Raw genomic sequence first — 21,746 nt, 5'->3', positions numbered from 1 at the left:
TTCGGATGCGCATGCGAGCGCCTGATCGAGCCATGTGACGACGGGTCGATAGGTGCTCAACATGCGGCGTCACCGTCGGCGAGGTCGACGATCGCGGCGCCGGCAAGCCCGACCGACTTCGCCGTTAATCCATCATTTCCGATTTGCGGATATGAGGGCTTCCGCGGGGGCATGGAGGAACCATGCGTTTCATAGTTTCCGATCTCGTCGAGCGGCTCCGGGCGACGCATCGACTGATGGCCCGCCACACCGCGCCTAAGGTCGATCAGGCAGCACGAGACGTCGCAGCTCCCGCGACCAAGCGGCCGGTCCAGGTCCCGGCGCACGTGCCAGCTGAGGATCACCGTCTGCGAGCTTCTCATATGTGAGTGCCGCAATCGGCGCATGCGTGCGGCCCCGCTCATTGCTGGGAATGTTGCCCTCCCGCCCCTCATGTGCCCCTCGTCGCCTGGCTGTAGGCACTGACGGGAGCCTCGCGCGGGTAGACGCCAAGTCCTGTTCGTTCACGGAGATCTTCAGTGTCCTTAGTTTCCCATGTAGTATTAGGCGGACTGAGTTGGTCCGCTTGAGACCGGTCTAAGTCAGTCCGGTTTTGGCGGTCTAAGTCAGTCCGGTTTGGCTGCGGCTCTGACCGGTCTAACTCAGTCCGGTTGCCCTTCTTGTCGCTGGAGGCCAACCGCATGGGCTCGGTGCGCTGTGTCGCCATCGAGAGTTCAAGTATCTCGCAGGCCCAAAACAGCTTCAGTTTGTAGGCAACGCCGCGGCCCTTGCGCTTGACGTCGAGCTTGCCGGCACTTTCCTCGGATAGGTCCGACACCCTCTTTTTCTCGATTGCCCCAGTGCCGGCGAGTGACGCCAAGGCCGATCTCACTTGGCGCTCATCGGCAAGGCCGGTCAGTTCAGCAAGCGATTCCTGCGTCGGCCAGGCTAGGCATGTCTCAGCATCGGCAAGGGTCATCAGAGCGAACGCGACGCGCAGATCGCGGGGCCGTCGCCCATGCTTCTGGTTGTGGCAAACACCGACCATCCAGTCGTATTTGCTCATTTCCGCCAGCGTCTTTTGCCAGGCTCGCTTTCGCTCAGGATTGGCCATCGGCGCCACCCTTGCCCTGCCAGCGGCGGTAATGGTCGATCTGATCGAGATAGTCGCGCCGGCTATCAAAGAGCGGAGATTCCGGAGGCGTGGCTTTGCGCGGCTTCGGCAGATCGTCCAGTTCGATCGCTGGCAGTTGTTCCTCTATCTCCTCGGCAATCTCAGGCCAAAGCGCCTCCGTCTCAGCCTCGATTTCCAAGACCGACGTCTTGAAGCCATCAAACGCGGCGTTGTAGCGGTTCTCTATTGAGGCGATGTCGTAGTTTGTCAGCACCTCGGCACGCAAGCGGCTGAGATCGCGGTTGATTCCCCACTTCGCTTCGCGGACACGGGCAGCAAGTGTCGAATCGAGATATCGCTCAACCTCACTTCGAACGATTGTGGCCAGCGTGCCAGGGTGCAAGGCTTCCAGCGCGTCGAGTTCTGTCGCACCACTTCCAAACCGCTCTTCGAATTTGGCAGCTCGCCGCTCCGTCTGTTTCAGGGGAGTCCGCGGCAAACGATACGTTTCGCACTGCTCGGGCGTCAGAACGATCGGCTGGAGCGTGATGTCGAGGTCGAGGTCGGCATCGCGAACCCAGTATTCGATCTTGCGGGCCAGCGCGACGGGCATTGATCTTCCGCCTGGATCGAAATCGCTGACATACAGAACCCGCATCGGCCGTCGATCTTGAACGGCCCTTTCGACCGCCAGACGGGCTAGCACTTCGGAAGTCTCGCCGGTGCCGGGAACCAGATTGAAGCCGACCACTTGCGCCAAGGGAACGAGCACGTCGTTCATGGTCGATTTTTCGATCCATACTTCGACCAGATATTCTTGGCAGGCATCGAAATGCTCAAGCGATGCAAACGGCGGGTATATGGAGGCCCGCTCCATTCCGATTTCGAGGCCGGCACCAAATTGTCCATAGACGTTAAGGGATGGCTTGCCTGAAGCCGCCGCATCCGCATGGATAATCGGGGGATCGTTTCGGGCGTCGGACAAGGCGCCATTCGGAATCAGCCGCAGATACCGGGCACCGAGCGACGCCGACGCGAAGTACTTCCAGTCGTTTTCTGTATTCTGGTAGGGCTCGCCGTTCGGCTTCAGGATTGGCGGGTCCTGGGAAACCAGGTTGTAGTGCAGCCGGCGCGGATGGCTGCCGACAAGCCATCCACATGAGATCCATAGGCCGGCAAACCATTCTGCCGCTTCCCGCCTGCTCGCGACACCGGCATAGAAAGGGTCATTGCCGGCCGTCAGCGCGATCAGGTCGGTGACATTGCATCCGATCTCCGAAGCCAGCCCTTTGATGAAATCGTAATCAGGCCGCAAGAGACACCTCCATGCCGCGGCGGCGGCATTCGGAGATCAGCGCGTCGTCGCTTGCCTTGGAAAGCATGCGCTCGACCATCGAGCCACCTGCCGCCCCCTGTTGCACCGTGGGGATTTCCCCACTGTCGACGACCGCTGCCGCTCTGGTGGTTTTGGGGATTTCCCCACCGGCGCCGGTGATCTCCCGGCGGACACTGCCAACCGTCTTGTGATCGACAGCGCAACGCTTGCCGATCTCCCGGTCTGACTGTCTCGACCATTCGGGGTCGCGCAGCATCGCAAGGACAGATCGCCGCTTGTCGGCCGGGGTGCGCCGAAGGCCGTGAGATGCGTTTGCTCCTACTGCAAATAGGATCGCATCGCGCTTGCTGCCTTGCCGAACGTCGGCCGGAATCGTGGGGTGGTCGGTTCGGCGCGCTGCTTCAATACGGTGAAATCCGTCCCCAGGCCAATAGGCCTCGCCATCGAAGAACAAGACGACAGGCGGGAACGTGGCGCCCTCGACCATCGCCTCGGCATAGTCCGTTACCACGCCGACATCGAGGCCGGCGGTGCGCATCTGCAGATCAGGGTCGACCTTGATCAGATGGAGAGCGATGTCTTGAATCTTGGCGGGTTTGCCGCTATTTTCCAGACCATCAACTGCCTGCCTATCTGCATTGCGAGACCCGCCCTGGCCGGCGGGTTTTTGCATTTCAGGAGGAGCGGTGGTTGTCATTGGCAACACCTCCCTGATGCTGGCGACGGATGATATCGGCCTGCCTCAGGGCCTCGATCGCCGACAGCGTGTCCAAGCCGAAACGCGTCTTGATGGTCGGCACCAACGCCTTGCCTGTGTGGTCTGGGTCGGTTGCGAGCCACCTTGCAGCGGCGGCAACTGCTTCATCGGGCTGAAGGTCGAAGCTCATGGATGCACCCATCCGGCAACGAGTGCGGCGACGAACAGGATTGCGGCGCCAGACACGACGTAAGGGAGCGCGGCGGCCATCTACGCGGCCTCCGACCGACTGGCCGCGATGCGCTCGTTAATCCACGCCACGACCTCCGCGCGGATGAAGGCGATTCTTTTGTCGCCCAAAGCGACCGGCTGAGGAAATTTCCCGGCCGCTCTCTTCTCGTTGATTGTGGTGCGGCTGAGGGTGGTAATCCTGGCCGCTTCTTTGATCGAAATCAGAACAGCGTCGCTGTCCATATTCTGCCACCTTTCGCTTTGCGAGTGGGTGGCTTGTATGGTCGCCACTGTCGTCGCTGTTGACGTGTGGCCGAATGAATAATCACGGTTTGAAAGGCGAAAAATCGCGCGGGAATTTTATTTTTTTCGTGGACGGCCACGTCTCGCAGCGGCCCGACTTAGAACTTGCATGTCGGAAGGCCGCACACGGATCTCCAGTGCCGCAACGTAGCAGTCCGTCGCTGCCCAGGCGCAAAGCGACGCCATTTCCTTATCACCATTTTCCAACGCTTCGAGGCCCTGGTGCGCGAACCTATTGGCCTGTAGCCACTGCAATCTACCGGCGGCCATGTCGTCGTAGACTTGTCTCTCGCCGGCTACGTCGCCGACCCACCAACCGCCGCCAACCCTTGACGACTCGATGCCCTCGGTCTTTTTGACCAAGCTGGTCAAACGATCGAACAGGGGATCATTTTCGATCATGACTGCTTCCGGATCGGGATCACATTCTTCCCGCCCTTAGTCGTCGACAGATAAGCCGCCCACGCGTCCATGAGCTTCCGTCGCTTCGCCAAAGCCGAGCCGCGCCGATAGGCTTGCTCCGTCGCATCGCCGACCTTATGAGCCAGCGCCATCTCGGCAATGTCTCTCGGGAAGGCGGTTGCGTCGCCGGTCCAATCGCGGAACGACGATCGAAAGCCGTGCACCGTGAAATGTCCGACCTTGAGCCGGCGCATTACATAGTGCGGCGCCATTTTGCTGAGCGGGTTCCTTGGCGCCCGGCCGGGGAACACCAATTCGGCCTGTTCGGAGATCCGCTGCTTGTGTTGGTCGCGGACTATTTTGACAGCCCGGTCGGTGAGCGGCACCACATGTTCCTTGCCCGCCTTCATGCGGCCCGCCGGGATTGTCCAGATTGCGGCGTCCAGATCAAACTCATCGAAGCGCGCATTGAGAGTCTCGCCGCTGCGCGTGGCCGTCAGGATACAAAACTCCAGCGCCCGCGCCGAAGTGCCCGGAGCATCGCGAAGGCGCTGCATGAAGCCCGGAAGCTCGTTGTATGGCATTGCCGCGTGATGCTCGCGGTCAAGCTTCGGAGGACTGCCTAGAATGTGGTCGAGATGTCCATTCCACCGCGCCGGGTTCTCGCCGTCGCGCAGGCCAATTGCCTTGGCGTAGTCGAGCACTTTCTCAATCCGTCCGCGAAGGCGCGTCGCTGTAACATACTTGTCCGACCATAGCGGTCGCAGAACCCTCACGACCGCATCGGTCGTGACATCGGAGATAGGGAGCTTGCGCAGCGGACCGGCATATTCGGTTAGCGTCATCCGCCATTGAGCGCGGTGCTCGACGTTCCGAAACGTCGCTTCCTTCGTGGCCAGCAATTCGTCAGCGCATTCGCCAAAGGTCCGTGGCTTCACGAGCCGCCGTCGATATGCCATTTCCGCAGAGGGGTCGCCGCCGGCCTTGATGATCTCTCGCGCCTCATCTGCGCGGGCTCGTGCATCCGTCAGGCTGATCTTGCCGGAGAGCGTTCCGTAGGAGCCGAGGCCCAATTCCTTGCGGATGCCCTGCCGTATGTAGATGAACACCCAAGAACGGGAGCCCGACGCCTGGACGTAGAGCCATAGGCCGTCGCCGTCGCCGTGCCGGCCTGGCGGGAGGCCCTTTATCTGGCTGTCGGTCCGCAGTTTGTGGCGAGCCATCCCAGAGTTTTTCCCTATGCGTTTTCCTAATGCGCGGCCTTGTCAACAAAGACAACATAGCGCACTATCGACATGGGAATACGCCTTGGGGTTAGGAAAAACAAGCCTTCGCTTGGCAGTAAAGACAGCATATTCAACAGGTTGACGGACTACCGAACCGGTCATGTCTTTTTCGGCGCGCACCCAATAACCGATCGATGGGTTGCCGGCAAGCGCGCACGGCCAAGCCGCAGCCGCTCAGCCCGCGTGCGGCACCACCAGCACCTTGACCTCGCCGGGCGCCGGCGGATTGGCGATCACCGCTGCCGCGTTTTCGAGCGTCACCTGCCTGGAGATCAGCCGGTCGATCTCGACTGTGCCCGATGCAATGAGTTCGGCGGCGCGGCGATGGGTGTAGGGATTGAGGAAGGAGCCGAGCACTTTCAATTCCCGGAACAGCAGGTCGAAGGGCTCGAATTCCGCTTTCATGCCTTGCGGCGTCACGCCGACGATGACCACCGTGCCGCCGGCGCGGGCCAGCCGCATCGACTGCTCGACGGTCTCCCGCACGCCCGCGCATTCGAAGACGACGTCGACACCGCCTGGCGCCAGGCCCGTTGGTCCGGCGACGGCATTGATGACATCGGCGGCGGTCGGATCGACCGTCGCCGTGGCCCCGAGATCTTCGGCGAGCGCGCGCCGCGAGGCCTGCCTGGTCGACAAGATGATGGTCGTGGCCCCGGCCAGGCGCGCCAGCTGCACGGTGAGCAGGCCGATCACGCCGCCGCCAAGCACGGCCACCGAGCTGCCTGGCCTGATCTCGGCCAGGTCCACGCCATGCAGGCAACAGCCGAGCGGTTCGCAGAAGGCACCATGCGTCGGCTTCAGGTCCGCAGGCAGGATGAAGGCCTGCTTCTGCGGCAAGGCAAGGTATTCGGCAAAGCCGCCATCGCGATGAATGCCGATGGCACGCAGGTTGCTGCAGAGGTTGACCCGCCCTGCATGACAGTGCGCGCAACGCCCGCAGGCGATGTTGGGGTCGCCGGTGACGCGGTCGCCAACGGCAAAGCCGGATACGGATTTTCCGAGTGCCTCGACGATGCCGGAGAATTCATGCCCGGGCGTCACCGGCGGCGTGCACGGGAATTCGCCGTGGAACAGATGCCGGTCCGTGCCGCAGACGCCGCAGGCTTCAACGCGCACCAGAAGCTCATCCGGCCCGATGTCGGGCTTGTCGACCTCGCGCAGCGTGATGCTGCCCACCGCTTCCAGCCGCACCGCTTTCATGATCCTGGCCATGCCGGGTTCAGTTGAAGCTTGGCGGTTGCGACAGGTCCGGCTGCGGTGCCGCCGGTTTGGCCGGCGGCGTGTCGCCGAAATTCGGTGGTTGCGACAGATCAGGGGCGGCAGGAGCGGCCGGCGCCGAGCCGCCGTCGGCCGGCGGTGTGCCAAGCGGCGACAGGCCGGGGACTTCCGGCACCTTGTAGTCGATCGTGCCGGGATCGACCACCGTGCCCTTGTAATGCATCACCATCTGCGGGAAGGCGATGGTCAGCCCGATCATGATCACCTGGATGCAGACGAAGGGCACCGCTCCCCAATAGATCTGCCCGGTGGTGACCGGTGCGATCTGTTTGCCGGTGATGCGGTCGAGATAGGGCACGCGCGCGGCGACCGAGCGCAGGTAGAACAGCGCGAAGCCGAAGGGCGGATGCATGAAGCTGGTCTGCATGTTGACGCCCAGAAGCACGCCGAACCAGATCAGGTCGATGCCGAGCTTGTCTGCGGCCGGCGCCAGCAGCGGCACGATGATGAAGGCGAGTTCGAAGAAGTCGAGGAAGAACGCCAGGAAGAAGACCAGCATGTTGACGCCGATCAGGAAGCCGACTTCGCCGCCCGGCAGCGAGGTCAGCAGGTGCTCGACCCAGATGTGGCCGTTGACGCCGTAGAAGGTGAGCGAGAACACCCGCGCGCCGATCAGGATGAACAGGACGAAGGACGACAGCCGCGTCGTCGAGGTCAGTGCCTGCTTGATCACGTCCAGCGACAGCCGCCCCTTTGCCGCCGCCATGATCAAGGCGCCGACAGAACCCATGGCGCCGCCCTCAGTTGGGGTGGCGATGCCGAGGAAGATGGTGCCGAGCACCAGGAAGATCAGCGCCAGTGGCGGGATCAGCACGATGATCACCTGCTGCGCCAGCCTGGACATCATGTTGAAGTTCAGGCGTTTGTCGGCAATTGCCACGACGTAGATGAAAAGCACGCCGGCGGTGGCGCCGAGAATGTCGGCATTGTCGCCATGCGCCGGCGCGAGATAGCGATACGCCGCGTAGGAAACCGCCAACGTGACCAGCAATGCCGCCAGCAGCGACAGAACGCCGTGGCCGAGCGTGCGCGCCTCCAGCGGCAGCGCCGGCACCGATGCCGGCCGGACGATCGACATGATCAGGATGTAGAGCGCGTAAAGGCCGGTCAGCACCAGGCCCGGGATCAGCGCGCCCGCATACATGTCGCCGACCGAGCGCCCGAGCTGGTCGGCCAGCACGATCAGCACCAGCGACGGCGGGATGATCTGGGCGAGCGTGCCGGATGCGGCGATGACACCGGATGCCAGCCGGCGGTCATAGCCGTAGCGCAGCATGATCGGCAGCGAGATCAGGCCCATGGCGATGACGGATGCCGCCACCACACCGGTGGTTGCCGCCAGCAGCGCGCCGACGAAGATCACCGCATAGGCAAGTCCGCCGCGGATCGGTCCGAACAGCTGGCCGATCGTGTCGAGCAGGTCTTCGGCCATGCCCGATCGTTCAAGCACGATGCCCATGAAGGTGAAGAACGGAATGGCAAGCAGCGTGTCGTTCGACATCACCCGGCTGCCGTAGAAATTATCCGGCAGGGCGTGCAGAAGCGGCCAGGCGAGATTGATCGATCCACCGGAATAGGGCGAGAGAAGCACGCCGATGAAGAAGAACATCAGGCCGTTGGCGGCCAGCGAAAACGCGACGGGGTAGCCGATCAGCAGGAAGATGATCAGCGAGGCGAACATGATCGGCGCCATGTTCTGGGCGATCAACTCCATCATGAGCGCACCTCGTCGGCCAGCGCCTTGGCTTCGAGTTCGGCCTGCTCATGTGCCGATATGAACGGATTGGGGTCATCCATGTCGCCGCGCATGATGGCGATCTTCTTGATGATCTCGGAGATGCCCTGCAGAGCGAGCAGGAAAAAGCCGACCAGCAGGATGGCTTTGGCCGGCCAGATGATCAGTCCGCCGGAGTTGTTGGACATCTCGCCGCTGCGAAACGACAGCGACACATAGGGAACGAAATAGATCACCATCAGCGTCACGAACGGCATCAGGAAGAGGATGTGGCCGAGCAGGTCGATCCAGTGCTGCACGCGGCGCGAAAACATGCCGTAGACGATGTCGATGCGGATATGTTCGTTCTGCTTCAGCGTATAGGCGGCAGCCAGCATGAAGGCGGCGCCGAATAGATACCACTGCAGCTCCAGCCAGGCGTTCGAGGATATGTCGAAGATTTTGCGGATGATGGCGTTGGCGGCGCTGACCAGGATCGCCAGCAGGATCAGCCATGACACCCATTTGCCGATGAATTCGTTCGCGCGATCAATGGTCCTGGATAGAGCGAGAAGCCCTGCCATGCATTCCTCCCTGTGCCGGAGGCGTGCCAGCTTCCCCCTCAGGTCCGCCACGCCGCGTGGTCCAACGGTATGCCGCGCGTGGATTGACGGGTCAACAAGGTGGAGGCAGCAAACGTCATCGCATCGGAGGGCAGGTCCGGATATTGGCGCTATGCCCCGGCGTCATGCAACCAAAGTCTGATGGTTTCAGGCGATTTTGGTGGTGTCGCGGCCGGCACCGATCAGCACCAGCATGGCGACCAGGAACAGATACATCCAGGCGTCACGCCATTCGACCGGGAAGTAGCCGGCCCACAGCGATTCGGCCATGCCGAAGGCGGCCGCACCGAGCGCCGCGCGCGGTGGCGAGAGATAGCCGCCGACCGCGGTCACGAACAGGATCTTCAAGCCATAGACGAGGCCTGACCCGAAGCTGACATTGCCGTAATAGAGGCCGGCCATGACGCCGGCCAGTGCGGCGCAGAAACCGCCGAACAGCACGGCATGCCGGAACACCGCGCGCACGTCGACACCGCACATGGCGGCCGCCTTGGGATCGTCGGAGACGGCGCGCCAGCGCCGGCCGAAGCTCGAACGGGCAAATGCCCACGCAGCCAGCACGATTGCCGTCAGCACCACCGCGCAGTCGATGAGCTGGATGAGCGTCAGGGTTGCCTTGAAGGTTGCGTCCTGCGCGAAAACGACGGGCTGCGCCAGCATCGGCGGCAGCCACAGATCATGCGTGTCGGCAGCGATACGGCTTGCTTCCGACAACAAAAGCAGGATGCCGAGCGTGGTCACCACGATCGCATTGGGCGAGCGGTCGGCCAACGGTTCGAAGACGCTGCGCGACAGCACGTAGCTGACCAGCGCGGAATACAGGAAAGCCGCGACGACGCCGAGTGCCACCGCAGCCAGCAGCGTCAGCCAAAGCACCTGATAGCCGAAAGCCGCAGTGAGGATCATCGTCTGGCCGCAAAAGGCAAACAGCGCGCCATAGGCAAGATTGGTGCGGTGCAGGATACCGTTGGTCAGCACGTAGCCGAAGGCGAGCAGCGCGTAGAGCGCCCCCGAATGCAGCCCGTTCAGCACCTGCTGGAAAAAATAGAGCATGCAAAACCCTCGGATCATGCCGTCCCGAAGCAACGGTTTTGACGACGACATGTTCAAAAAGGCTGCGGGAACCGCATCCTCACGAAGGTTTGCATCGCCGAATCTAACTTGTCAAATGCGATTTATCGGTTAGATTTCGGGCATGACGGTATCCTGGACCCCGCACCGCTTCACCGGTGGCCTGCTTGCGCTCGACACGGCGAACACCGTGGTGCTGCGCGGCGATCCGCAGAAGACGTTCGACCGCTTCGATGATCCGGCCGAGATCGCCCGCTTTGCCGACGCGGCGAGCGCCTTTCGCGCCGCCGAGCTGGGCGACCGGCAACTGGCGGTATCGTCGCCCGTCGCAATCGCGCCCGTCGTGATGTCGATCCGCGAGGCGACGGACCGGCTGTTTCGTGGCGCGGTGTCGAAAGGCACGGTTGCCACCGCCGATCTGCCCGGGTTCTTGAGCGCCTGCGCGGAGGGGCTGGCTGGCAGCCAGACTGAAATCGGGGCGCCGGGAAGGCCGTTCGGCGACCCGGTGACGCCGATCGCCTTCGAGGCGGCGCTGGCGGTTTCCGCCCTGTCGCTGCTGCGCGACGACACCGTCGCAAGGCTGAGGATCTGTCCCAACTGCACCTGGCTGTTCGTCGACAGAAGCCGCAATTCCAGCCGTCTTTGGTGCGACATGGCGGTATGCGGCAACCGTCAGAAGGCAAGTCGTCACTATCGCCGCCGCCGCATGGCGGCCAATGAGGTCAAGGATGCTTAGGAGTCTTTCCCGCTCGATCGTTGTCGGCGCTGCATTGATTGCCGCCGTTGCGCTCGGTGCCTGCCGCGATACCGGCAACGACGAAGGCAAGCTGTTCGAGATTTCCGGCAAGATATTCGTCTTCAACTACCGTCTCGCCAGGGCAACCTATGTCGTCACGCTACGGCCGCTGCAGCCGATGGGAGACGGCCAGGTGGCTGTCGCCAGCTTCCAGGATCCCGCCGGCGGCGCGCCTTTGGTGGTCGAGCAGAAGGTCTGGCCGAAGCTCGACAAGGTGACCCTTGAGAGCCCGGCCCTGACCTGCGTCGTCAAGAACAAGCCCTATGCGATCGCCATCAGCATCAAGGGCGCCGATGGCGCGATCCTGCAAAAGATCGACACCACCTTGATGTCGACGGAGGACCAGTCGGTGCTGCCCGACCGGCCGCTGGTCATCGATCAGCTCTACACGGCCAATCCCGATCTCGTCGGCCATCCCGACGGCAAGTTGCCGGGCGAACCGAAGCCGGATTGCTCGAAAGGCATCTGACGCGCAGAAATTTTAGTGCGCTAGCCAGCGTCCGTGGAGTGGTTCCACGCCCGATTCGTGATCGCCGCGGACCGTTCGTTGCGCGTTGGCTGGTACCTTCGATTTTGTTTGACCTGCCTTGCAAGGGGAGAAAGGATGCGTCATCCGACTCCGAACGTTGGCTGCCTGCTCCCACGTGGCCTCCGCAGAGGAAATGCCTGATGACGCTGCACGATGTCGCGCTCGACGACAAGTTCGACCTCGCAAAGGAGCGCATCTTCCTGTCCGGTGCGCAGGCGGTCATCCGCATGCTTCTGATGCAGCGCGAGCGCGACCGTCGCGCCGGCCTCAACACGGCGGGGTTCGTTTCCGGCTATCGCGGCTCGCCGCTCGGCGGCCTCGACATGCAGTTGTGGAAGGCCAAGAAACAGCTCGCCCAAGCCGATGTCGTCTTCCAGCCCGGCCTCAACGAGGAGCTTGCCGCCACCGCTTGCTGGGGATCGCAGCAGACCGAACTGCTGGGCGAGGGCACCCATGATGGCGTCTTTTCGGTCTGGTACGGCAAGGGGCCGGGCGTGGATCGTTCGGGAGACGTGTTCCGCCACGCCAATCTCGCCGGCTCGTCCAAACATGGCGGTGTGCTCGCCCTGATGGGCGACGACCACATGGCCGAATCATCGACCAACGCGCACGCCACCGAATTCCTGTTCGTCGACACCATGGTGCCGATCCTCAACCCGGCCGGCGTCCAGGAGATCATCGATTACGGCCTCTACGGCGTTGCCATGTCGCGCTTTGCCGGCACCTGGGCCGCGATCAAATGCGTCAAGGACAACATCGAATCGACGGCCTCGGTCGATGCCTCGCTCGAACGGCTGAACATCGTCGTGCCCGATTTCGACATGCCGCCCGGCGGTCTCAACATTCGCCACGAGATCGACATGCTCGGCCAGGAGGAGCGGCTGCATGAATACAAGCGCGTCGCTGCCTCCGCCTTCATCCATGCCAACGGGCTGAACCGCATCGTCTATTCGGGCGGCCGCAACCCGAAGCTCGGCATCATCACGCTGGGCAAGAGCTATCTCGATGTCCGCCAGGCGCTGGAGGACATCGGCATCGACGAGGCGGCCGCCAACCGCATCGGCGTGCGGTTGTTCAAGGTCGGCTGTCCCTGGCCGCTCGACCTGCAGCATATCGCGGACTTTGCCCGCGGCCTCGACACCATCGTCGTCGTCGAGGAGAAGCGCTCGCTGATCGAGGTGCAACTGCGTGAAAGCCTTTACGGCACCGCCTCGCAGCCGGTCATTGTCGGCAAGAAGGACGAGCGCGGCGACTGGCTGTTTCCGGCCAAAGGCGCGCTCGACCCCAACGAGATCGCCATCGCGCTGGGCGAGAGGATCGTGCGGACGATCGGTCCGTCGGAAGAGATTTCGGCGCGGGTGGCAAAGCTGCGCCAGTTCCAGGCGATGCTGGCGGATGCCACCGACATCGGCTCGCGCACGCCGTTCTTCTGTTCCGGCTGCCCGCACAATTCCTCGACCAAGGTGCCGGACGGCTCGATCGCCGCTGCCGGCATCGGTTGCCACTTCATGGCGCTGTGGATGGACCGCAACACCCTCGGCTTCACCGCGATGGGCGGCGAGGGCGCGCAATGGGTCGGCCAGGCGCCGTTCTCGAAGCGCGACCACATCTTCCAGAATCTCGGCGACGGCACCTACAACCATTCCGGCACGCTGGCGATCCGCTTCGCACTCTCGACCGACGCCAACATCACCTACAAGATCCTATACAACGACGCCGTCGCCATGACCGGCGGCCAGCCGCACGAAGGCGGCCTGACCGTCGACATGATCGCCAGGCAAGTGCGCGCCGAAGGGATCGAGCGCATCGCCATCGTCACCGATGAGCCAGACAAATATGCCGGCAAGGCCGAATTCCCGGTCGGCGCCACCATCCATCACCGCGACGACCTCGATCTCGTCCAGCGCGAACTGCGCGGCGTCAAAGGCGTGTCGGTGCTGCTCTACGACCAGACCTGTGCGGCCGAAAAGCGCCGCCGCCGCAAGCGCGGCACCTTTCCCGATCCCGACAAGCGGGTCTTCATCAACGAACTGGTCTGTGAAGGCTGCGGCGATTGCGGCGTGCAGTCGAACTGCGTTTCGATCCAGCCGGTCGAGACCGAATTCGGCCGCAAGCGCAGGATCGACCAGTCGAGCTGCAACAAGGATTTCTCCTGCGTCAACGGCTTTTGCCCGTCCTTCGTCACCGTGCACGGCGCCAAGATCCGCAAGGCCGAGGGGACGGCCGGCAAGGCCGACCCGCTGGACGGCGTGCCGACGCCCGCCGAATTCCCGCTTGGCGAGCAGGGCTGGGCGGCGATCATCGATGGCGTCGGCGGCACTGGCGTCGTCACTGTCGGCGCGGTGCTCGGCATGGCGGCCCATCTCGAGGACAAGGGCTGCGGCATGATCGACATGGCCGGCCTTGCCCAGAAAGGCGGCTCGGTATTCACCCATGTCCGCATCGCCCGCACCCCGGACGACATCCATGCCATCCGCGTCTCGGCCGGCAAGGCCGATCTCGTGCTTGGCTGCGATCTCGTCGTGTCGGGCGCCAAGAAAGTGCTGACGGCGGTGCGCGAGGGCCATACCATCTTTCTCGCCAACACCGCCGAGATCATGCCCGGCGAATTTGCCCGGTCGGCCGATTTCTCGTTGCCGATCGAGCGCCTGAAGAAGGCGATCCGCGCCGCCGCCGGGGACGGCAAGGCGCATTTCTTCGACGCCACGCGCACCGCCACCGCGCTGTTCGGCAATTCACTCGGCGCCAACATGTTCATGCTCGGCTTTGCCTTCCAGCACGGCGGCTTGCCGCTGTCGGCCGAGGCTGTCGAGAAGGCGATCGAGCTCAATGGCGAAGCCGTGGCGATGAACATCGCCGCCTTCCGCTGGGGCCGCCGTGCCGCCCATCAGCCGGATTTCGTACGCGGCCTCGTCGCCCAGCCGGGCAAGACCGGGCAGGCCGCTGCGATCGCCGAGACGCTGGATGACATCATTGCCCGCCGCGTTGCTTTCCTGACCGCCTACCAGAATGCCGCCTACGGCAGGCGTTATGCCGATAGGATCGCCGTCCTGCGCACCGCCGAAGCCAAGGCCGTACCCGGTTCGACCGCGGTGTCGGAGGCTGCCGCCAGGAACCTGTTCAAGCTGATGGCCATCAAGGACGAGTACGAGGTGGCGCGGCTCTACACCGATGGTTCTTTCGCCGCCGAGTTGGGCAAGCAGTTCCAGAGCTACGAGAAACTCGAATTCCATCTCGCCCCGCCGATCATGGGCCGCCGCGGCAATGACGGCACACCGAGGAAATCGAGCTTCGGCCCCTGGATGATGAAGGGTTTTCGCCTGCTGGCGGCGATGAAAGGCCTGCGCGGCACCGCCTTCGACCTGTTCGGCTACACCGCCGAGCGGCGCATGGAGCGGCAACTTCTTGTGCAGTACGAGGCGGATCTGGACCTTGTTGCCAGAACGCTGGCGCCGGCAGGGGTCGATGCGGCAATTGCCCTGGCCTCGGTGCCGGCTCTCATTCGCGGTTATGGCCACGTCCGCCGGGCCAGCGCCGAAAAGGCGGCCGGCGAACGCAAAAGGCTGCTCGAACGTCTGTCGAACACGTCGGCACGGCCGAAACTTCAGGCTGCCGAATGATCGATACGCCTTGTTTACCTGAAGCCCAGTTTCCCAGCCGATCCTGCATCTGCGCGCCCTCGGCAACCGAGCCGAAACCACTGTTCTAAGCCTTTCTTAAGGCGGACGTGGCATGACAGGGCTTAGCGTTGGGCCGACGATATGGGCAGGACAAAGACCGAAAACATCCCACCGGATGTTTATATCCAGTTTGTGCGGTCGTTGTTCGACAACGCCCACATGCTGGTGATTGGCGGCGTATGCTACTGGATCCTCGGATTCATGATCTACTTTCGCACGCACAATCCGTTGTTCCTGGCTTTCTCTTTTACTCTACTGTCCATCAGCCTCTTCCGTTACTTCGGTATTCGCGCCTTCCGCAAGGCGGGCGGTGTCATAGCCAATGTCGACGAGGCGCGGCGGTGGGAGCGCAACTACATCCTCAAGGGCAGCCTGCAGGGCCTCGGGTTGGGCGCGCTATGCTTCATTTCGATCTATGTGTACCCTGACCCCTTTGCCGAACTGGCCGCGACGTCGCTGGCCATTGCTACCCTGGTCACTGTTGTTGGCCGGAACTACGGATCTCCGCGCATGGTGCGGATTTTTTCCGTGACCTTCATTGGTCCGGCGGCACTTGCACTCTTGCTGCGGATGGATGTCCCTTCGGTCGTTCTCGGGTTGATGATCATCCCGTTGACTTTCATCACCATCAACAGCGCCGATCACGTCCGCAACGTGCTTTTCTCGGCCGTCATTGGCCACAAGGAAGCGAGGAAGCTCGCCCTCAGGTTCGATCGCGCCCTCAACACCATGTCGCACGGCCTTGTCATGCTCGGCCCCAACGGCCGCGTGGCGGTGGCCAATGCCGAGGCCGCGCATCTGATGTCGCTCAAGTCGCCGGATGCGCTGCTCGGGCGGTCGATCCACGGTCTGTTGATGCGCGGTGTCGCAGGCGGCATGCTGGCGCCGAAGGATTGCCGCTATATCGAGGCCCAGTTGACGCGCGCCCTGCGCGAGGGCCGCGACCGCAAGGTGCTGGTTTCCCTCGCCAACGGCCAGCACTATGAATTCTCGGCTCGCGAGGGCAGCCAGGAGCTGGGCGTCATCACCTTCGAGGACGTCACCGCCCGCGTCGAGGCGGAAGACAAGATCCGCTTCATGGCCCGCTACGACAACCTCACCGGCCTGCCCAACCGCGCCTATTTCCACGAACTGGTCGGCGAGGCCATGGCGTCCGGCGACGGCGACCGTCTCTGCGGGCTGGCAGTGCTGGATCTCGACGATTTCAAGAGCGTCAACGACACGCTTGGGCACCCGATCGGCGACGGGTTGATCTACGCCGTCGCCGAGCGCCTTGCGGCCATTGCCGGACAAGGCATCACGGTCAGCCGTTTCGGCGGCGACGAATTCATGGTCTTCTTCGACCGCGTCGAGGACGAGAGCCATCTGACCGGCCAGCTCGACGAGATTTTCGCCGGCCTGCAGGGAGAGGTCGACGTCGCCGGTCACGGACTGCGCATCCAGGCCAGCGGCGGCGCGGTGCTGTCGCGGGTCAAGGATACCGATGTCGACGCCATGATCGTCAAGGCGGACCTAGCGCTCTACAAGGCCAAGGAGCTCGGCAAGAACAGCTGGCGGCTGTTCGAGGCCTCGATGGATGCCGCCTTCCGCAACCGTCAGCTGATGAAGGCGGATCTGCGCACTGCTGTGGAAAGCAAGGTCCTGCGCGTGGTCTATCAGCCGATCGTGGCGATGAACACCATGCGTATCGCCAGCTGCGAGGCGCTGTGCCGGTGGGATCATCCAGATCTCGGGCCGATCTCGCCCAGCATCTTCATTCCGCTGGCCGAGGAAATGGGCATCATTTCCGAGATCAGCACCTTCGTGCTGCAGGCGGCCTGCACCGAATGCGCCAAATGGCCGGACCAGACGACCGTCTCGGTCAATCTCTCCGCCAAGGATTTCCGCAGCCGCGACGTCGTCCAGAAGGTTCGTGATGCGTTGACCAGCTCCGGCCTCGCCGCCGGCCGGCTGGAGATCGAGGTCACTGAAACGGCGCTGCTCGACGACAAGTCGCTGACACGCCAGTACATCGAGGAGCTGAAGCAGCTTGGCGTGCGCATTGCGCTCGACGATTTCGGCACCGGCTATTCGAGCCTGAGCTACCTGCACAAGCTGCCGCTCGACAAGATCAAGATCGACCGTTCGTTCCTGATAGACGTCACTCAGAACAGCCGCTCGCTCGAACTGCTCAAGGGCATTGTCAATCTGTCACGGCCGCTCGGACTTTCCGTGACCGTCGAAGGTGTAGAGACCTTCGAGCAGCTCAAGATCCTGGCCTTGCAGGTCAAACCGGATCTCGTGCAAGGCTTCCTCTTCGGCGCCGCGCTTAGTGCGTCGGGTATCGAGACGATGTCGAGTGCCACCTGGCCATTCGTCGCTGACCTGCGTCTCACCGGCAAGCGGACAGCCAGTTAGTATCCTGCTTTTCGAAGTTGGCTCTTGGCAGCCTCCTCCTCACGCGAGTTATTCATCAGTAGACATTTCCAAACGCACGTCCGGCCGTTAACGTTAACAGAAGGTAAATGAACAATATCGGAATTTCAGCTTGTGTCTCATTTCAGCTCGAATAGCCTATCCGCAGGCGGAATTTTCGAGGACAGACAATGGATGCTGCACGGGCTGTAGGGAGTGCGTCTGGCGGGGTCAGCACGGCTGGGGATTCGGTGTTGAACCGATCGATCATGCAACTGCTGGAGCATGTCGATTATCGCCTTATTACAGGAGGCGAGGATCTGGAGGCGATCTACCGACTTCGCTATAAATCCTACCTGCGCTCAGGCATGTGCGGTCCGATCGACAGCGGGATGTTCGAGGATCGCTGGGACAATCTGCCCAATTCCTACCGGTTCGGTGTCTATTGCTATGGCGAATTGGTCAGCACGATCCGCTTCCACTACATTTCCAGCGAGCACCCGTATTCGCCCTCCGTCGATGCCTATCCGGAAATACTGATCGAGCGACTTGCCCGCGGAGAAACCTTCATCGACGGAACCCGGTTCGCAACCGATCCCGACAGCGCACCGGCGCCCGGAGTGCTGCCTTTTCTGACACTCAGGCTTGCCATGGTGGCCTCGCGCTACTTTGGCCAGGACTCGGTCCTTACGCCGGTCAAGATCGAGCATTCCAATTTTTATGCCCGTTACTTCAATGCCGTGCAGAGGACTGAGGGCAAAGAGTTTCCCGGCGTTCTTACTCCGATCGCACTGTTCGAGATCCCTGCCGGCGAAAACATGCGCCTGACACTCGAACGGTTCCCATTCTTCAGGTCGACGCCGACCGAACAGCGGCTGATGTTTGCCAATCCGGCCATCAACCGACTGACACCCTTGTCCATCGTGCCGACAGCGAAATATTATCGCGAAGCCGCCTGAGGCCGCGCGATCTTCGCGAAGCGCCTGGACCTTTCCGGCCACTTCTGCGTTCTGGATGACGTCAAGGGCGCTGCCGCGCCCCGGGCATCGCCGCGCAGTCTTTGAAGGAACCCGACATGCACATCTCGCAGCTCGCGCTCACGCCGCTCATCTCGCTGATCGCCGGCGTGCTGATACTCGTCATGCCTCGGCTGTTGAACTACATTGTCGCGCTCTATCTGATCGTCGTCGGTCTGCTCGGGCTTTTCCCGCATCTTGCCGGCTGAAGGGTCCGTCAGCCGGCGAAGAAACGCAGCGCCGCGGCGACGATCGCCTCAGGCGCATCTTCCTGCATGAGATGGCCGGACCCGGGAACAAGGGTCAAGGCGCAGTCAGGCAGCAGGGCGGCCAGCCTGTGACCGCTCTGCGGAGGTATCCAGCGATCCTCTTCTCCCCACAGCAAGGCCACGGGGCAGCGGAATTCGCCGTAGAGCGGTTCGACGTCGTCGGTGAAACCCTGATCCATCTGGGCGATCTGGCGAAAGAAAGCCGGTCGGCCGATTGGTCCCGTCCATGGCGCGATGTAGGGTTCCAGTTCGCAGTCCGATAGAAGCCTCGCGGCGGCGCCCGAAACATACGCTCTCAGGATTGCCGTCTGGATATAGTCCGGCACGCCGGCGAAGGCTGCCTCATGCTGCCGGACATGCTGGACAAAGGGCGAGCCCCAAGGCCGCACCGCCACCGGGTCGATCAGCAGCAGCCTTTCATAGTCGCACCCATCGATCAGATGCGCGCGCAAGGCGGTGGCCCCGCCAAAATCATGGGCGATGGCCTTCGGGCTCTCAAGTTCCCAGAAGGCCAGCATCGCCGCCAGCGCCTTGTTCTGGATGCCCAGCGAAACGTCCTGGCCTTCCCGTTTGTCGGATCGCCCATATCCGGGAAGATCGTAGAAATACAGCTTATAGTCGCGCGCCAGCTCCGGGGCGACGCGGTGCCAGACATGGGAGGAGAACGGCGTGCCATGGATGAGCACAAGTGGCGGACCGGAGCCGGCCGTGCCCCAGGCGATGCCGGTGCCGTTCCAATCGAATCTGCGTGTCGGCGCAATCATGGTGGTTCGTCCGATGGTGTCGGCGACGATAGCCTTTCCTGATGTCGCCGAAAAATGTGAAATTATCACAGCGCGTTCAGTGCCGCTGACAGGATCGCCGGCGCCGGCTGTGGCTGGCTGCTGGCAGCCGGCTTCAATTTTCCTTTGAGGCAGTTGTCGGCTGCGATGCGGCAATAGCGCCATTGCTCTCGGCCCGGCTTTTCGCTATGTGCCTGAAAGATGTCTTCGAAGGGGTATTGCTATGGCTGATCACACGCCGACCGGTCCTGTCGAACTGGGCGCGAAGATGGACTATGCCGAGCATGACCGCACCTATGCGGGCTTTCTCATGCTGGCCAAATACGGATCGCTCTTTTGCGGCGCCATACTGCTGGCGATGGCTTTCGGCTTTTTTGCGGGCGGCTTCTTTTCGGCGACCATCCTGTTCATTCTGATTCTGGCCGCCGGCGCCTTTATCCTCCGATAGATTTTTCCGACACCTTGTCCACGGCGCCGCCGCGAGGCCGGTCGGCGTCTTGCGGGAAACAGCTTCCGGCCGAAAGGATCATGCGGTGGGACAGACGGTTTTCATCCCTCGTGAACTCGATGCCAACGAGCCGCGCGTCGCGGCTTCGCCCGACACGGTGAAGCGGCTGGCGGGGCTTGGCTTCGATGTCGTCGTCGAGTCCGGTGCCGGCACGAGGTCGCGCATCCCCGACGAGGAGTTCGCCAAGGCCGGTGCTGCCATCGGCAAGGCCGGTGATGTCGCCAAGGCCGATGTGGTGCTGAAGGTCCGCCGGCCGACGGATGCCGAGCTGAAGGGCTACAAGCCCGGTACGGCGGTCATCGCCATCATGGATCCCTATGGCAATGACGCCGCCGTGGCGGCCCTGGCCAAAGCCGGCGTCACCGCCTTTTCGATGGAGTTCATGCCGCGCATCACCCGCGCCCAGTCGATGGATGTGCTGTCCTCGCAGGCCAATCTCGCCGGCTATCAGGCGGTGATCGACGGCGCTTCGGAATATGATCGCGCCTTGCCGATGATGATGACGGCGGCCGGCACGGTGCCGGCGGCGAAGGTCTTCATCATGGGCGTCGGCGTCGCCGGCCTGCAGGCGATCGCCACCGCGCGTCGCCTCGGTGCGGTCGTCACCGCCACCGACGTGCGCCCCGCTGCCAAGGAACAGGTCGCCTCGCTCGGCGCAAAATTCCTGGCGGTCGAGGATGACGAATTCAAGGCGGCCGAGACGGCAGGCGGCTACGCCAAGGAAATGTCGAAGGAATACCAGGCCAAGCAGGCGGCACTCACCGCCGAGCACATCGCCAAGCAGGACATCGTCATCACCACGGCGCTGATCCCCGGCCGGCCGGCGCCGAAGCTGGTGTCGGCGGCCATGGTCGCCTCGATGAAGCCGGGCTCCGTGCTCGTCGATCTGGCGGTCGAGCGCGGCGGCAATGTCGAGGGCGCTGAAGCCGGCAAGATCGTCACCACGGCCAACAACGTCAAGATCGTCGGTCACCTCAATGTGCCGGGCCGCGTCGCCGCATCCGCCTCGCTGCTTTACGCCAAGAACCTGTTCGCTTTCCTCGAGACGCTGGTCGACAAGACCACCAAGACGCTTGCGATCAACCGCGATGACGATCTGGTCAAGGCAACGATGCTCACCGATGGCGGCAAGGTGGTCCATCCGGCCTTCGCCAAGGCCGACCAGCAGCCTCATGTCGAGCCGGCCGCGATCCCGGCCACCACCATGGTCGCCGATGCTTCGGCCAAGCCGGCTGCAAAGAAGGCCGGACCCAAGAAACCGGCCGCACCCAAGTCGCCCTCGTCGAAGTCAAAAGGCATTGCGTGATGGATCAGACCCTGCAGAAAGCCCTCGACCAGCTCGACCAGGCCTCCGCTGCCGTTCGGCTGGCGGTACAGAACATGGCGACCGCGCCCGGCGGCGCCGAGGCGGCGGGTGATGCCGCGCACGCCCTATCCGGTGGTGCCATCGATCCCTTTGTCTTCCGCTTCGCCATCTTCGTGCTGGCGATCTTCGTCGGCTACTACGTCGTCTGGTCGGTGACCCCGGCTTTGCACACGCCGCTGATGGCCGTCACCAACGCCATCTCCTCGGTCATCGTCGTTGGCGCCCTGCTTGCCGTCGGCATCGCCGCCTCCGGCATTGCCGCCGGCTTCGGCTTCGTCGCGCTGATGCTGGTCTCGGTCAACATCTTCGGCGGTTTCCTCGTCACCCAGCGCATGCTGGCCATGTACAAGAAGAAGGACAAGTAGAGCG

21 protein-coding genes are annotated in these 21,746 nt (G+C 62.8%); 9 read left to right on the top strand and 12 right to left on the bottom strand.

What is annotated here, in order from left to right; genetic code table 11:
- Nucleotides 1-430: 430 nt before the first annotated feature.
- From AC1D2G_RS07610 to AC1D2G_RS07560, 11 genes are all read right to left on the bottom strand, one after another.
- On the bottom strand, nt 431-1,093 hold the full coding sequence (locus AC1D2G_RS07610) for a helix-turn-helix domain-containing protein (RefSeq protein WP_477413021.1): 663 nt from the start codon (nt 1,091-1,093) through the stop codon (nt 431-433).
- Nucleotides 1,080-2,408, bottom strand: a complete 1,329-nt coding sequence (locus AC1D2G_RS07605; protein WP_477413019.1) for a hypothetical protein — start codon at nt 2,406-2,408, stop codon at nt 1,080-1,082. Before AC1D2G_RS07605 ends, AC1D2G_RS07610 begins: the two co-directional genes overlap by 14 nt.
- Complete coding sequence (locus tag AC1D2G_RS07600; protein ID WP_477413017.1) at nt 2,398-2,967, bottom strand: hypothetical protein; 570 nt, start codon at nt 2,965-2,967, stop codon at nt 2,398-2,400. The genes AC1D2G_RS07605 and AC1D2G_RS07600 overlap by 11 nt, the downstream gene beginning before the upstream one ends.
- 136 nt (nt 2,968-3,103) lie before the next feature.
- Entirely contained in the window at nt 3,104-3,316 is a 213-nt protein-coding gene (locus AC1D2G_RS07595; protein WP_477413016.1) for a hypothetical protein, read from the bottom strand.
- 80 nt (nt 3,317-3,396) lie between these two features.
- Nucleotides 3,397-3,600 (bottom strand): helix-turn-helix transcriptional regulator, encoded by a 204-nt coding sequence (locus tag AC1D2G_RS07590; protein ID WP_477413014.1) that lies wholly within the window; start codon nt 3,598-3,600, stop codon nt 3,397-3,399.
- A gap of 117 nt (nt 3,601-3,717) precedes the next feature.
- On the bottom strand, nt 3,718-4,062 hold the full coding sequence (locus tag AC1D2G_RS07585; RefSeq protein ID WP_477413012.1) for a hypothetical protein: 345 nt from the start codon (nt 4,060-4,062) through the stop codon (nt 3,718-3,720).
- A complete protein-coding gene (locus AC1D2G_RS07580; protein ID WP_477413010.1) occupies nt 4,059-5,285 on the bottom strand; it encodes a tyrosine-type recombinase/integrase in 1,227 nt (408 codons plus the stop codon). The genes AC1D2G_RS07585 and AC1D2G_RS07580 overlap by 4 nt, the downstream gene beginning before the upstream one ends.
- A gap of 237 nt (nt 5,286-5,522) precedes the next feature.
- Complete coding sequence (locus AC1D2G_RS07575) at nt 5,523-6,551, bottom strand: zinc-dependent alcohol dehydrogenase family protein (RefSeq protein WP_477393771.1); 1,029 nt, start codon at nt 6,549-6,551, stop codon at nt 5,523-5,525.
- A gap of 19 nt (nt 6,552-6,570) precedes the next feature.
- Entirely contained in the window at nt 6,571-8,346 is a 1,776-nt protein-coding gene (locus tag AC1D2G_RS07570) for a TRAP transporter large permease (RefSeq protein WP_477393709.1), read from the bottom strand.
- On the bottom strand, nt 8,343-8,927 hold the full coding sequence (locus AC1D2G_RS07565; protein WP_477413008.1) for a TRAP transporter small permease subunit: 585 nt from the start codon (nt 8,925-8,927) through the stop codon (nt 8,343-8,345). Before AC1D2G_RS07565 ends, AC1D2G_RS07570 begins: the two co-directional genes overlap by 4 nt.
- Before the next feature lie 186 nt (nt 8,928-9,113).
- The gene (locus AC1D2G_RS07560) at nt 9,114-10,019 is read right to left on the bottom strand and encodes a branched-chain amino acid ABC transporter permease (protein ID WP_477413006.1); all 906 of its coding nucleotides are present in this window, start codon (nt 10,017-10,019) and stop codon (nt 9,114-9,116) included.
- A gap of 142 nt (nt 10,020-10,161) precedes the next feature.
- On the opposite strand from AC1D2G_RS07560, the gene AC1D2G_RS07555 reads away from it, so the two are divergent.
- The 6 genes from AC1D2G_RS07555 (at nt 10,162) to AC1D2G_RS07530 (ending at nt 18,661) form a co-directional block, all read left to right on the top strand.
- Nucleotides 10,162-10,773 (top strand): CGNR zinc finger domain-containing protein, encoded by a 612-nt coding sequence (locus tag AC1D2G_RS07555; RefSeq protein ID WP_477413004.1) that lies wholly within the window; start codon nt 10,162-10,164, stop codon nt 10,771-10,773.
- Nucleotides 10,766-11,302, top strand: coding sequence for a hypothetical protein (locus AC1D2G_RS07550; RefSeq protein WP_095082973.1), 537 nt, complete (start codon nt 10,766-10,768; stop codon nt 11,300-11,302). Before AC1D2G_RS07555 ends, AC1D2G_RS07550 begins: the two co-directional genes overlap by 8 nt.
- 200 nt (nt 11,303-11,502) lie before the next feature.
- On the top strand, nt 11,503-14,982 hold the full coding sequence (locus AC1D2G_RS07545; RefSeq protein WP_477413002.1) for an indolepyruvate ferredoxin oxidoreductase family protein: 3,480 nt from the start codon (nt 11,503-11,505) through the stop codon (nt 14,980-14,982).
- Between the two features lie 141 nt (nt 14,983-15,123).
- Nucleotides 15,124-17,439, top strand: coding sequence for a putative bifunctional diguanylate cyclase/phosphodiesterase (locus AC1D2G_RS07540; protein ID WP_477413000.1), 2,316 nt, complete (start codon nt 15,124-15,126; stop codon nt 17,437-17,439).
- Between the two features lie 248 nt (nt 17,440-17,687).
- Entirely contained in the window at nt 17,688-18,395 is a 708-nt protein-coding gene (locus AC1D2G_RS07535) for an N-acyl amino acid synthase FeeM domain-containing protein (protein WP_245331037.1), read from the top strand.
- 116 nt (nt 18,396-18,511) lie between these two features.
- Complete coding sequence (locus AC1D2G_RS07530) at nt 18,512-18,661, top strand: DUF3096 domain-containing protein (protein ID WP_080680904.1); 150 nt, start codon at nt 18,512-18,514, stop codon at nt 18,659-18,661.
- Nucleotides 18,662-18,669: 8 nt separating this feature from the next.
- Here the strand turns inward: AC1D2G_RS07530 and AC1D2G_RS07525 are convergent, their stop codons facing one another.
- Entirely contained in the window at nt 18,670-19,485 is an 816-nt protein-coding gene (locus tag AC1D2G_RS07525) for an alpha/beta fold hydrolase (RefSeq protein ID WP_477412998.1), read from the bottom strand.
- Between the two features lie 241 nt (nt 19,486-19,726).
- On the opposite strand from AC1D2G_RS07525, the gene AC1D2G_RS07520 reads away from it, so the two are divergent.
- The 3 genes from AC1D2G_RS07520 to AC1D2G_RS07510 all read left to right on the top strand — a co-directional run bounded on the left by AC1D2G_RS07520 (nt 19,727) and on the right by AC1D2G_RS07510 (nt 21,742).
- Nucleotides 19,727-19,951 (top strand): aa3-type cytochrome c oxidase subunit IV, encoded by a 225-nt coding sequence (locus tag AC1D2G_RS07520; RefSeq protein WP_095082965.1) that lies wholly within the window; start codon nt 19,727-19,729, stop codon nt 19,949-19,951.
- A gap of 85 nt (nt 19,952-20,036) precedes the next feature.
- A complete protein-coding gene (locus tag AC1D2G_RS07515; protein ID WP_477412996.1) occupies nt 20,037-21,317 on the top strand; it encodes a Re/Si-specific NAD(P)(+) transhydrogenase subunit alpha in 1,281 nt (426 codons plus the stop codon).
- Entirely contained in the window at nt 21,317-21,742 is a 426-nt protein-coding gene (locus tag AC1D2G_RS07510; RefSeq protein ID WP_091581083.1) for a proton-translocating transhydrogenase family protein, read from the top strand. Before AC1D2G_RS07515 ends, AC1D2G_RS07510 begins: the two co-directional genes overlap by 1 nt.
- Nucleotides 21,743-21,746: the final 4 nt, after the last annotated feature.

This window comes from Mesorhizobium sp. P2_C7, from assembly GCF_056404515.1.
This window is presented reverse-complemented; position numbering and strand designations above follow the sequence as displayed.